Raw genomic sequence first — 14,279 nt, forward strand, 5'->3', positions numbered from 1 at the left:
GAAAAAGTCCTGAAAAACACAGAAAAAGCGGGACTTCCCATTGGAAAGCCCCGCTCCGCTGTTACAAAGATACGATATTTTCCGGCGGAAAGCAAGAAATGTTAAAATGAGCGCTGCTTGGCGGCGGATGGTGCCGGTGGATGGATTAAGTTGCTGATAAGTGGTATTTTCGGGCACTGAGTCAGTGCTTGTAAATCATGGCTTGTGGCCGGAAATGGAAATGAAGTTTGAACGTCTGCTGTGTCGGTAAGCAGATGCCCCCGCATGCCTGATAAAGACGTGCGGGGGCTTGGAATATGCTGGAAGGAATTTTTTCTAATTCACCTTCAGAGTGTTTCTTTCCGTCTGTGCGCCAAATTCAGGAGCATAGTGACAACTTACCTGTGAGGGGGCACATAGGTAATTGCCGGCCCGGTCTATGAAATATTCCTCTGTAACCGTGTGTCTGCCTTTGCGCATTTGCTCGAAATAGATGTCGGTGGTCGCATCGTGCACGGCACGGTATCCGTGCAGGCTGCCGGTAAATGTGTATCCTGAGAGAGGTTTGACCGGCGACAGGCAGGCTGCCCGTGACGCTTTCAGACAAACGAAATCATAGTCGCGGTCGGCTTCGACGGTGAAAACCTGCCGCAGACGGTTGCCTGAATGCAGAGTGGTGCCGGTGGTGATGGCTTGCCATGTGGAGCCGCGCAATACTTCGTAGCGCACTGACAGGGAGAGGCCGGCGGATGTCTTTTTCACGGCTTCGGCCGGCAAGGTGTAACGGGCGGTGATGTTGCCCCATGTCAGTCCGTTGTTTTCCTTGCTGACGGTAAGCGTTGTGGCGTCGAGCACTTTCTTTTCTGTGTAGGTGCGGCTGATGTAGCCGGCTGTTTCCGTAGCTTCAACGCCTTCGGCACGGCTCGTGGCTGCGACGCTTTTCCCTTTTGACAGCGTGAAGGATGGTATTTCCCCTGTGGCAAGCGACAGGGTGTGGGTATCTGTGGAAACGGGCATCAGCAGGGCATAAATGGCATCGGCAGTGGCACGGCCTGTGGCCCACATTTGGGTGCGTTTTGTCTGCATGAGCCATAAACGCATCTGCTCAATTGTTTTCACATCGTCGGGCGCGATGGCCATGAGGGCCTCTATGGTAGCCGTTTGTGTGGGGATGCGGTAGCTCTGCCATGACCATTGTGCCCGGTCAGTGTCAAAATAGCGGCCCATGCCGGGTTTTTCCACTGTGTGTTCCTTGAGGCTCTTCAGGAAGGTGGCGGCAGCGGCTTTGTGGCCGGCCTGTGCCAGCGTGACGGCGGTGAGAGCTTTGCCATACATGGTGTAGTCTTTCGGAATGAGTTCGGCGCGGCTGAGGAGGTAGCTGGCGTCATTGTCGGGTGTCAGGCCGAGCAGTGAGCGCAGATAGAGATAACGCAACTGGGCTTCAGTGGGCGACAGCTTTTTCTTGTCTCTCTTTTCGAGTTCTTTCATGCTTTTCACCTCGTACCGGATGCTTTTTTCAAGGTAGCGGAGGGCATGATCGAGCAGGGCGGAGGCGTCTTGGTCGGCTGTCATTTTGCGGAGCCGTGCCAGAAGGATGGCGACATCGGCCGTTACGTAACTGTTGCCGGGCATACCGTTGTACCAGCTCCATGAGCCGTCGGGCTGCTGGAGGGATTTGAGGTTGTCGAGTGCTTTGAATTTGTTGGCCGCGATGGTCTGCGGGTCGAAGAGTGTGGCTAAGGCCGCTGTGCGCTCGGCTTCAGTCTGTGCCTCGGCCGCCCAAGGGGTTTCGGCCAGCAATGTCTGTTTGAGTTCGGGGTTCCGGCTCAGAATGTCGGCCCATTTGGAATTGTCGCGTCCGGCCATGCCGCGTATTTCAGGATGGGTGGCGGCGATGTGTTGTGCCAGTGTGACGGCATAATAGCGTGAGGCCCATCCGGGGGAACTGGCTGCAGCATTGTCAGCCATTGCCGGCAGCGCGGCTACTGCATACCATGTGGGATTGGCCGACATCTCTACAGTCAGTCTCCGGTTGTCTGCCAGTTTCTTGTCTGTCCACAGCGTGTCGATCTGCCACGATTGCCGTCCGGCTTCAGTCTGTGAGAACGGGATGCTGCGTATTACTTCCACACGGCTGGAAAGTACGGGCAGATAGTGTTCCTCACCGTCGCTGAAACCGCCTCCGGTAGCCGTGATGCGGCAGATAAGCACCGGTTCATCGAATTCGGCGTCCAGTTCGAAGTGCAGGGTCTGTGTGGCGCCGGGGGAAAGTTCAAAGTTCTTGCGGAGTGCTTTAACCGGCCGGTCGGTTTGGGCGTCAAGCAGCTGGAGGTTCGTTGTGCCACCAAAGCCATGGTCTGTCAGGTTGCGCAGTGTAACGGGTATGACAACACGGTCGCCTTGGCGTACAAAGCGTGGCATGGCTGGTTGCAGCATGAATTCTTTGCGGGCCACTACGGTGGTGTCGAGGCGGCCATGGTCCATTCCGCCGTTATGTGCCAGTGCTGTGAAGTTCCATGAAGTGAGGCTTTCGGGCAGTGTGAACGAGAGGGTCACCTCGCCGTTCTCATCGGTGATGAGGCGGGGGGCAAAGTAGGCCGTTTCTGCAAAATTGCTGCGGGGAATGATTGCTTCCGCTCCGCCTTCATCGTTTATGCTTCCGCTTATTCCGTCTTGTGTGTCGTCTGCTTTTTCTTCGGTGCAGCTTATGCCTTTTGCCATGCTCCGCAGTTGCAGTGTTTTTGCGCTCATGTTTCGTTCTGTCGGTGCGGTGGCATAGGCGGATGTCATTAATTGGGATGATTCCTTTTTATACATGAAGTGGGGATAAGCATCCAGAAGCTGATTGTCCCAATGGGTGAATTGGTATTCCGGACAGGAGAAATTCCTGATGGGCTTCATTCCCCACATTGACAGCGATGTGTTGAAGGGTATGCTGCGGAAAACGTATGCCACGTTGCGCGGGAAGTTCAAACGGAAATTCCAGTCGCTTTTGGCCAAAGCATCGAGCGAAGCATCGTAGAGCCGTGCCATCAGTGAGGCTCGTGCCGGTGATCCGTCGGCGTTGAAGACCCGCAAGCGCCATTCCTCTTGTTGTCCTGGGCGGAGAAGGCTGCGGAAGGTACTCCACTCAAGGCGGAGCTTCTTTTGCGGGACAGGTTTGGTGATTTCCTGACTTAATGAATAGAGTTCGCCGTTTTTTACGAAGGCGAAGCAGGCACGCGCGCCGTCGCCCATTTCGCTGCGGTAAGCCAAATGGAAGTGCAGGAGAGAGTCGGAAAAGGTGATACGGCGGCTTTCAAGACGCTTTGTGCCGCTGTAGAGGTCGTAAAAGAGCACAATGCTGTCGTGAGGCGAGCCTACGATAACCAAGGTGCTGTCGGCCTGTGCGTTGGTACGTTCGTAGTGCCAGAAAGGGGCTTTTCCAGATGGCTTGCGGTCGGTTTCGGAAAAAAGAAGGAAGTGGCGTTGTAAGGAGTCTGTACCGGCAATGGCAAGTGTTACGTCATATTCTCCTGAAGGAAGGTTGCGGAGGAATGTGGGGACAAAGGGGGCGTTGGCTGTCAGATGGCCTTCAGCCACAGGTTGTCCGTTAGTATAGACAGTATAGCTGACTGTGCCGGGGAGTGCTTGTCCGGCAGAACCGGTGTGTCGGATGCTGATGTCGGGCAGGTTTTCTTTGCAAAGGCTTTCGCTCCAGTATGTTTCGATCCATGAGGCTTTGGTGGCTGCGGCAATGACGCGTTCTGCCGATACGGTTTCTCCGTTTTCAGCTGTTGCGTCAATGCTCACAGCGTAGCGCAGACGGTTGAAAGCAGGTTTGTGTGCCTGATTTGTGGCATTGTTGTAGGTCAGAACTACGGGTAATGAAAAATGTCCTTTTTCGTCTGTAACGGCAGTGCCAGTTTGTGGGGTATAGTCGTCAGTGGCGTAGCGATAGAGCATCCAGCGGTCTATTCTGTATTTGATGGCGGTGCCGGCTAAGGGTAATCCGGAATAGGTTTTCACCTTGCCTGTGACGTGGATTGTATCGCCGATGGCATAGGCTGTTTGCGGCGATTCTGTTTCGACAGTGAAAGTGGGGCGTTTGTATTCCTCTACTTTGAAATAAAGCGGCGTCTGTTTTTCGATGTGCAGATAGAAATTTCCCGGAAGGCATGCGGAAGGTAATTTGAATTCACCGCCTATGGCGCCGAATTCGTCGGTGACGCAGATGAGGGTATCTATTTGGCGTCCGTTGGTGTCGAAAAGTCCGACGGTAGTTTTTAATTTTGCGGTGGCGGTGGTTTCGTCTCCATGTTGTGTATAGGCTATGCCACCGAAGCGCACCGTTTGTCCTGGCCGGTAGATGGTGCGGTCGGTGAAGAGACGTATGTTCATTTGGGGCTGTTTGTCTGTCGGGTGGAAGCGATATGCCGCATTCATCCTCATGTCGGGTGAATAGGCATCGTTACCCGAAACAGCGAAAAAGTTGTTTGAGGAATGGCGTTTGGGGAGAGGAATAATAATCTCGTTGTCAGGGCCGGCTTCATATACTTTGAGTTGCCGGCGTACATTGTCGCGGATTTCGTATTGGACAATCCGGCTGTCGGGCAGAGGTTGTCCGCTCATGGCATCTACGAGCACAATGCGCGACAATCCTTCGCCGGTATTGAGCATGAGCGGGGTGACGGAGGAGACGTATATGATATTGTGGTCTGTGTGGCGGTTGTCTGCCAAAAGCTCGCAAAGATATATGCCGGGTTGGCTCAGATGGAATTGCAGTGAGTCGGTGTGTTCCTCAGATGCTTTGGCCGGCTTAAAGGTATGATGTAAGGTATATGACAATGTTTTTGGCCATTTTTTTACGTTCTTCCATTGCCCGCTTCGTAGAAGCCGGTTGTCGTCTGCCTTAAGATTGAGGCGGTAGAAGCGCACTTCTGCCTGTTTCACATTACGCGCAGTGAGGGCCAATGGCGTTTCTCGTCCGGGATAAAGGGTTTGTCGGCTGATGTAAAACCGTAACATCGGCTGTTCGCATCTGGCAATGTATTCGCGTAGGACATCGGCTCGTTTCAGGTGTCCGTATTTTTTTACACCTTCATGTGCCAGTGCCAGTTTAATGCTGTCTGTTGCCTGAGAATAGTTCCGGTAATCGTGGCTCTTTATCAGTCGGATATAGGTTTCCACATTAAGCTCCGTGTCGGCATAAATGTTTTTTAGGCGCAACAGGGTTTCGAACTGGGAGTTACTTTCTGAAGCCAGAGCCTGTCCGGCCGATATGTCAATGCTGTCGAGAGTGACAAGCAAGGCGGCTTTGCGCATGTCGCGGCTTTGGTATTCGGTAATGGCGTTGCCTGCTATCCTTTGGCGTTCGGAGAGGGGAATGTGCCGCGATTGCATGACTGGTGGCAGAAGAACGCTGAGCAAGTCATCATGATAGATTTGGCTGTCCTTACCTTTGATTAGCACCGGGAGATAATCTTTGGCTGAGGCTTTGCCTAGCATCGTGATGTCGGCTACCGAGGCCAGCAGTAATGTCTTGCCTCGGGATACATTGGCGGTGTCGGCATCGTTGATAAGAATTTGTCCGAGAGCCGATTGCCACAGAGCGCGCATGGCGGGACTGGTTTCTGCGGCTAATGCCGCTTCAAGACGCTTTGTGGCTACTTTTCCACTGTCAGGTGATACTTCAGCGTGGAGTAATCGTGCGGTGAGCATGGCCCGCATCAGTTGACCGTCATTATTTTCGGTTTGTGCTTTCCGGTAAATGTGGTTCACAGCATCTAGTGCTGTCTGAGGATGGTCTTTTTGAACCGCTGTTTTTACCTCTGTCCACATCCTTTCGTAGCTTTGTGCCATGAGAGTAGAAACAGAGATAAGAGATAGTGAGATGACGGTAAGATACTTGCTTATTGTTCTATTCATAGTGCATTATGTATTGGCTTTTCAATAACATAAACAGGATTGGCAAAAAAACTTGCATCGCTGTCATTGTTTTTTAACTTTTTGCAAAAGTAGGGAAATAGTACTCATTTCATTTGATGCTTTTGTTAAGTTAACATCTTTAACCTTCAAAAACAATTTTAGATATTGAATGGAAGGGAAAGAATTTAAGACTGTGAGGATTCCTGTTGATTTTTGACGGTAATATACTCAGAAAGAAAATCCCCTTATTCTGCATTCTTATATGTCGTTTTGCAGAATAAGGGGATGGACTTTAATGTTCTGGAGAGTGTTAGCTAATGCTCTCCATGGCTTGTTGAATGTCTTCAATGATATCCTCTACATCTTCAATGCCCACCGACAACCGTATGAGGTCGGGAGCAATGCCAGCTTCACGTAATTGTTCTTCTGAAAGTTGGCGGTGGGTGTGACTGGCGGGATGGAGTACGCAGGTGCGGGCATCGGCTACATGTGTCACGATGCAGATCATTTTCAGGTTGTCCATAAAGCGGATAGCTTCGTCACGGTTGCCTTTAAGACCAAAGGCTATTACGCCGCATCCGCCTTGGGGCAAATATTTTTTCGCCAAGTGGTGGTGTTTGTTGTCCGGCAGCCCGGCGTAGTTGACCCATGCCACTTGCGGATGATTTTTGAGAAATTCGGCTACCTGTTGGGCGTTTTCGCAGTGGCGCTTCATACGCAGATGGAGCGTTTCAAGTCCGAGATTAAGAAGGAAAGCATTTTGCGGACTTTGTATGGAACCAAGGTCACGCATCAGTTGTGCGGTGGCTTTAGTGAGGTAGGCCATTTTACCGAAGGCTTCGGCATAAGCTAGTCCGTGATAGCTGTCATCGGGAGCACACAGGCCGGGGAATTTATCGGCATGAGCCGCCCAGTCAAAGCTACCGCTGTCCACTATACATCCGCCCACAGCAGTGGCGTGACCGTCCATATATTTCGTTGTGCTATGCGTTACGATGTCCGCTCCCCATTCAAAGGGACGACAGTTTACGGGGGTGGCGAAGGTATTGTCTACGATAAGGGGCACACCGTGGCGGTGAGCCATTTCGGCAAAGCGTTCGATGTCGAATATGTGACCTCCGGGATTGGATATGGTTTCACCGAAGAAACATTTGGTGTTGGGGCGGAAAGCCTTTTCGATTTCTTCATCACTTTGTTCCGGGTCAACGAAAGTACAGTCGATGCCCATTTTCTTCATGGTTACGCCGAAGAGATTATACGTGCCGCCGTAGATGTTATTGGAGGTGATGAAATGGTCGCCGGCTTCGCAGAGGTTGAGCACGGCAAAGAAGTTGGCCGCTTGCCCGCTCGATGTCAGCATAGCCCCCACTCCCCCTTCGAGGCAGGCTATTTTGTCGGCCACGGCATCGTTGGTGGGATTTTGCAGTCGGGTGTAGAAATAGCCGGAATCTTTTAGATCGAAGAGGCGTGCCATTTGCTCACTGTTGTCATATTTGAATGTGGTGCTCTGATAGATGGGTAACACGCGCGGTTCACCTTTTTTGGGTGTCCAGCCGCCTTGTACGCAGAGTGTACCGGGATTTTTCTTTTTGCTCATGGCCGGTTGTTTTGTTTCGTTGTTGAAAAAGTTCTTTTTATGTTAAAAAGCCCCCCGGCCCATAGGGTAGGGAGGCTCTGTATTTTTTTATTTGTCCGCTTTGGCCGTTATCCGGTTACTCAGTACATGCCATGCGGGCTGCTTGCGTTTGTTACGCGAAAGATAGGCTGCTTTGCTGCGTTTCCGGGCATTGTCTTTAGCTTTTTCTCTACCGGTTTTGTCGCTGTCGAGCCATTCGCTCATTGTGCGGTATTCACCAGTTGTGGGATCTGGCAGTTGCAGTTCAGGCAGCAGTGAGGGAATTTCCGTTGTCTTCTGAAGATAAGCAAGTGAAGAATTGACGGGTTCTACTTCCACACGTCCTACGCCCGCGCTTAACATGTCGATTTCTTTAGCGGCGGCAAAGGAGAGGTCTACGATACGTCCTTTAACGAAAGGGCCACGGTCTGTCACTTTCACTACCACTTCGCGTCCGTTATGTACGTTGCGTACTTTGAGGAGCGTACCGAAAGGCAGGGTGCGATGGGCGCAGGTCAAACTGTCGCGGTGATAAATGGAGCCATCGCTTGTGCGGCGTCCGTGAAATTTATTGCCATAATAAGAAGCTTTACCTGTGTAGGTTTGTTGTGCCGTGGTGTTGGTCGACACTAAAATGAGGATTAATGATAATAATAAAAACTTTAATTTCATCTTAAATGTTTTGTCACGAATGCGTGGCGGAAAGTGGCGCTCTGAGATTCTCCGCAACCTGTACGGCTTCTGTGCAGCCGAGCCGGTATTCACACTGCGTTTTCCCAATGCAATTTATAAATAGGAAATCTACGCAGGAAACCTTTCGGTTTGCCATTCGTGTGGTTTTCGGGTGCAAAAGTACGAATTTATTTGGAGATATGCAAATGTTCTGCATTAATTATCACCGCTTTAACTTTTTAAAGAAGAGTTTCCGTTCTGTTTCAGTGGCCTTTTCGGTTCTCTTCAGGCGTATACTCTATTCAAAAGGGGATATGGGGGATGGAATAGCAGAAGGCGGCTGACAGCAGGCTACGGTTGCCCTAAACGGCATGCTCAGAACGTGGCCCGCAGCATCAGGCGGATACCCCATTTGTCCGTGCCAGGCCGGTCGTTATAGGTCAGGCGGCGCACGTATTCTACGTGGAGGATTTTAAAAATATTATGTATGCCAGCTATGACTTCCATATAAGGCTTTTTCTCGTCCATTACGCGTGATAGATAATTGAACGTGCCTTCAGGGTTAAAACTGCCCGGAAAGTAGAATAAACGGCTGTCGGTGGCGTTCTTTTCCAAAAACGGATTATTTTTGCTCGATAGTGATCCCCATAATAGGTTGAAGCCTAGATATTCGCGCCATTTTAGGCGGCGGAGTAACGGAATGCGGTTGAAAATTTTTCCGTTCAGATCCCACGACATCATTAGCGAGGCGTAGCGGTCGTTGAGGAACTCCATATTGTCAATGAGACTGAAAGTATGGTCCTCTACGATATAGGAGAGGTTGGCGGCCGGCATGATAAGCAATGGAAACGGTACGCGGTTCCATTGTATGCCTCCTTTAAGATAAGTATCAATCTTTCCCCATGAAGGTAGCCAGAAGCGTTTGTAAATGCCTGCTTCCGTAAAATTATATGCCCGGTTGGAGCCCATGTGCTCATAAAGGCCCGCTGTATGCGACAAACTGAAGATGGGAGCATTCTGGTTGGAAGGTATGCGGCGCTGCTTTGTGTTGATCCATGTCACCCCCGGCTGATATGTCAGTCCTACGGTGAGATCATTGGTGCGCAGATGTTTGCGGTATTTCGAGGCATCCTCCGATGGTGTTCCCATGCCGTCGAGCGACTGGTAGAAGAGGGCGGCCGTAGGTTCGTCGCGCTGGGTGCGCAACTGGGCTTTGAGGCGCAGGCCGTTCTCCCATTCGCGGTCCCATTGCAGGCGCATGGTTTCGTAATACATCATGTGGTCTACAGTGGTCCACTTGAATGATGTGAAAACATTGTCCTTGTCCGTCGGCAGAAACTTGTCGCTTGGCGACATGACATCGCGGTTGTAGGTGAACGTCAGATTGTTGACCGGAAATTCCCGCGGAAGATAAGCTTTTTCATTGAAAGCATAAGTGATCTCCCCCATACCTTTCCACCGGTGGTCCTTGAAGCCGTAGGCAACATAACCTTTTGCAAACCAGTGAGGATTAAGGTTCGCAGTAGTCTGTGCCGAGGCACGTAGCCGAAGTCCGTCTACGAAATTCTGAGAAATCATCGTGTTCACCGGTCCGATATCTACTTTAGAGGGCCTGTGAGGGTCGGCCGTTGTTTCCACGAAATTCTCGATGAAGGCTTTGGCCACAAACAACACCGGCTTGAATCCCTTCACCTGTTCTAGTCTGCGGACGAGCAGGCCCATCTTATCTTCACTGCTGGTGAGACGTTCGGGACGGTGTTGTTCCCAAAACACCTCGTTGCGCATGTTGGCATCGGGATGGATGAACTGTCCACCTTTAATTTTGAAATCTTTTTCGGGGATGGGTGCGAAACTGAAGTTAGTGTATTCCGTTGTGCGTTTGACCTGAAACTTTTGCAGGAAATTGACGATTTTGAGCTGTACCAGCATGTCGTCCTTGCAGAGCACCTGCTCGCCGGTGGGCAGGCTACGGAATTCCTGAATAACGCGCATGTCTTCCACAAAATTGACATCGGAATTGCGCGGAATGCCCAAATCGGCCTTTTTCACGCGGTAGGTCGAGTCGGCCATGATAAACATGCTGCCCGAAAAGCCGAAGTCCTGCGGATTGTTGGGAGTGAAGTCCACTCGGATACACTTGTCATGATCCACATAAGTCGTGTCGATGATGAAGTAACGGTAAAAGTTGATGGCAGAGCGCGAGGAAATGGGGCTTATGAAGGGGTAGCGCAGCAGGCGTATCTCGTCTTTGTAGATGTCGACATCAGTAAAACAGTCTTTGAGCAAGACGGAAAGAATGTCACCTGTGTTGAACAGGTCATTGATGCCGTTACTGCGTTGGCCGATGATGATGCTCTTCTCTTCAGAGGGGGAACGGCGGTAAATGTCGCGCGACACGGTTTCGTCCACGGAGATAGGAAGAATGAGCCGTCCGGTTTCATTGCATGTTTCGACATGCTCTTTCAGGAACGGAAGCCGCTTGAACTTCCCTTCCTCAAAAACCTTGTCGGTAACATCGTTGAAGGCGAAAGTTAGTTTCGAGTATTTGTCAATACTGTAATAGTCATGTGCTTTGAGATCGCTTTTTTTCTTGGCGGCAATCACTTTTCTCATCAGTTCTACGGCAGGATTGTTTTTGCGCGAATATTTTTCGCGACGCCCTGTGACAACAGCTTCGCCGAAACTGCTCTCATTCGATTTCATTTTAATATTGAGCGTTCCGGCTTGTTTGACGCTGACTGTTCTCGTTTCGTAACCGATGCACGAGAAGCGCAGCCGTCCGTTTTGGAAAGGCAGGCTGTAATGTCCTTCAGGATCGGTTTGTGTGCCGCCTCCTTTTTCAAATACAATGTTCACAAAGGGCAATTTCTCTCCCGTTTTGGCATCAGTCACCAGCCCCGTCACTTTTTGGGCGGTGAGGGTCAGTGCCAGCATGGCAAGAGATATCAGGAGGTACAGTCTTTTTATCACAGAATAGCAGATGTGGGGATTATTGGCTGGCTTGTTGTCTTTCCGTTGGTTGGCCGGGAAATGAAACTTGTTATCAAAACTCTGCAAAGTTAAATAGTTTTTCCGGATGGACTTTTACTGTGAAACATAATAATATTTAATAAGTCATACGTCTTGTGTAAGTTGCGGTGTTGTGGACTTGGGAGGTGGTGTCTTCATCCATCTGGAATTCACGCTTTTTTGAACGCTTTCCAGAGGTGAACGACTAATTTCTTACCGTATTTATTGTCTGATTTCTCCGTATGGTTTTTCCGCTTCACTATTTGCAACCTCTATTTCAGCACGTTGAAATATGACAGGAAGTTAAGAACATTGAAGTGCCGATGGAAAACAGTCAGGCTGCCGGAGACATGTCTCCGGCAGCCTGACTCAATTGAAAATAAGTGTTATGCGTCGATTTTGGCGTAAGTAGCATTGCGTTCAATGAATTCACGGCGCGGACCTACGTCATCGCCCATGAGCATTGAGAATACATAGTCGGCATCGGCTGCATTGTCGATGGTCACCTGTTTGAGCAGGCGTGTTTCAGGACACATGGTGGTTTCCCATAATTGTTGCGGGTTCATTTCACCGAGACCTTTATAGCGCTGCGTCTGTATGCTGTTTTCCGTTCCGTCGCCATATTGTTCGATAAACCGCTGGCGGTCAATGTCATTATAGCAGTATTCCTCTATTTTTCCCTTCTTGCAGCGATAGAGTGGCGGCATGGCAATATAGAGATAGCCGTCCTGTATGACTTGCGGGAAGTAGCGGTAGAACAGTGTCATGATGAGTGTGGCGATGTGCTGGCCGTCCACATCGGCATCCGCCATGATGATGACTTTGTGGTAGCGGAGTTTTTCGATGTTGGCCTCTTTGCTGTCTTCGTTCATGCCGAAGCGTATGCCCAGAGCCTGAATGATGTTGTTCACCTCATCGCTTTCGAAAGCTTTGTGCCACATGGCCTTTTCCACATTCAGAATCTTACCGCGCAGGGGCAGGATGGCCTGAGTGGCGCGGCTGCGTCCCTGCTTGGCCGAACCGCCTGCGGAGTCACCCTCCACGAGGAAAAGCTCGCACTGTGCGGGGTCTTTCGAAGAGCAGTCGGCCAGTTTGCCGGGCAGTCCGCCACCCGACATCGGACTTTTGCGTTGCACGCTTTCACGGGCCTTGCGGGCTGCAACACGGGCTGTGGCGGCCAGAATGACTTTATCTACCACGAGTTTGGCTTCCTTGGGGTGTTCTTCCAGATAATTGGTGAGAGCCTCGCCGACGGCTTGGTTTACGGCACCGGTAGCTTCGCTGTTGCCGAGCTTGGTTTTTGTTTGACCTTCAAACTGAGGTTCGGCCACTTTCACGGAAATGACAGCCGTAAGTCCCTCGCGGAAGTCCTCGCCGGCTATTTCCACCTTGGCTTTCTCAAGCTGCTTGGAGGCGGTTTCTTCAGCATATTTTTTCAGTACGCGGGTTACGGCCATGCGGAAGCCTGCCAAATGCGTACCGCCTTCTATCGTGTTGATATTGTTGACGTAGGAGTGGAGGTTTTCGCTGTAGGAGGTGTTGTACATGATGGCCACTTCGATGGGCATGCCGTTCTTTTCGGTGTTGAGGTAAATGACATCATCGAAAAGATGCGTGCGCGAGGAGTCGATATACCGCACAAATTCACGTAATCCTTGTTCGGAATGGAATGTGTCGGTGCGCGTGTTGCCTTCGTCGTCCTTCCGGAGATCGGTCAGCGTAATGGTGATGCCGGCATTGAGATAGGCCAGTTCGCGCATGCGGTTGGCCAGGATGTCATATTTGTAGGTAGTGGTGGTGAATATTTCCGGATCGGGCCAGAATTGCTGGCGTGTACCGCGCAGGGTGGTCTCGCCTACAACCTTGACAGCATATTGCGGATGACCTTTGGCATATTCCTGCTGATGTATCTTACCGTCGCGGAATACTTGGGAAAGCATTTTGGTGGAGAGGGCGTTCACACAACTCACACCTACACCGTGCAAACCGCCGGAAACTTTATAGGAACCTTTGTCGAATTTGCCGCCGGCATGAAGTACCGTCATGACTACTTCGAGTGCAGAGCGTTGTTCTTTGGGATGTATGTCCACAGGAATGCCGCGGCCGTTGTCCTGTACAATGATGGAATTGTCCTCGCAGATGGTTACTTCGATATGCGTGCAATAACCGGCAAGGGCTTCGTCAATGGAGTTGTCCACCGTTTCGTAGACCAGGTGGTGAAGACCTTTTTCGCTGATGTCGCCAATGTACATGGCAGGGCGTTTGCGCACTGCTTCCAAGCCTTCCAACACTTGAATGTTGCTGGCCGAATAGTTTGCGCCGCTCTTTTGCGTTTCTTCCATATTTTTTTCTTATATATTCGATACATAATCCTTACCTCAATCCTATGGGATAAGACTGGGCAGGAAATATCAGGTCGGTGAATAAGATTGAACCTTTGGTTTTATATACTGCAAAGATACGTATTTTTAAGAAAACAGCCGAATAAATATTCTTATAAAAGAATGTATTCCGGAGAGTTTTTTGTAGCTTTTCAAGCTGACCGGAATACGATTGGAATCTGACGGCCTGGGGATGGATATGTAGGGATGCAGGGGAACTCTTGCTATTTTAACACTATTTGCTTTCGGTCGAAAAATATTGTATCTTTGTAACTACGAAGGGGGATTTTCCATGAGGAAGTCCCGCTTTTTCAGTGTTTCTAAGGGGTGTGAAGAGTTTTTTCTATCCTGTTTTTTAGAAAAAATCCCCGTATTGGAGTTTAATTTTCAAGTATTCGTGTTGAAATTGCAATACGGACTTTTCTCTTTTTTGTGATAGATGTCCGTTTTTGGGCTTCTTGAAGTGTAAACGGAAGTTAAAAATGTTAAAGTGAAAGCGATGGAATGAGGATGGATAAGGATGTGGTTGAAGGATAGTATAAGTGAAAAATAAAACTTATGATATGTAGAAAAAGAATGTAGCCGCATAATATCAACGGGTGCGGCACCAATAAGTGCCGCACCCGTTGGGAGTGTGTTGTGTATCTTACGCGAAGATTATTTTACGATTACTTTGCGTCCGCCTACTACATAGATGCCTGCGGGGAGGCCCTTGG

General features: G+C 50.2%; 5 protein-coding genes. All 5 read right to left on the reverse strand.

Going from position 1 to position 14,279, the window contains the following annotated elements; all coding sequences use genetic code 11:
* Positions 1–315 precede the first annotated feature (315 nt).
* On the reverse strand, positions 316–5,886 hold the full coding sequence (locus C5S62_RS10300; RefSeq protein WP_104405300.1) for an alpha-2-macroglobulin family protein: 5,571 nt from the start codon (positions 5,884–5,886) through the stop codon (positions 316–318).
* Positions 5,887–6,196: 310 nt separating this feature from the next.
* Positions 6,197–7,483 carry an O-acetylhomoserine aminocarboxypropyltransferase/cysteine synthase family protein gene (locus C5S62_RS10305; protein WP_104405301.1) on the reverse strand — a complete coding sequence of 429 codons (1,287 nt, stop codon included), beginning with the start codon at positions 7,481–7,483 and terminating at the stop codon, positions 6,197–6,199.
* Positions 7,484–7,570: 87 nt separating this feature from the next.
* The gene (locus C5S62_RS10310) at positions 7,571–8,173 is read right to left on the reverse strand and encodes a septal ring lytic transglycosylase RlpA family protein (protein WP_104405302.1); all 603 of its coding nucleotides are present in this window, start codon (positions 8,171–8,173) and stop codon (positions 7,571–7,573) included.
* A gap of 375 nt (positions 8,174–8,548) precedes the next feature.
* A complete protein-coding gene (locus C5S62_RS10315; protein WP_104405304.1) occupies positions 8,549–11,107 on the reverse strand; it encodes a DUF5686 and carboxypeptidase-like regulatory domain-containing protein in 2,559 nt (852 codons plus the stop codon).
* A 461-nt stretch (positions 11,108–11,568) separates the two neighbouring features.
* Positions 11,569–13,524: a DNA topoisomerase (ATP-hydrolyzing) subunit B gene (gene gyrB / locus C5S62_RS10320; protein WP_104405303.1), complete on the reverse strand. Its 1,956-nt coding sequence runs from the start codon at positions 13,522–13,524 to the stop codon at positions 11,569–11,571.
* Positions 13,525–14,279: the final 755 nt, after the last annotated feature.

The sequence above is a fragment of the Prevotella sp. MGM2 genome (genome assembly GCF_002933955.1).
Classification (GTDB): domain Bacteria; phylum Bacteroidota; class Bacteroidia; order Bacteroidales; family Bacteroidaceae; genus Alloprevotella.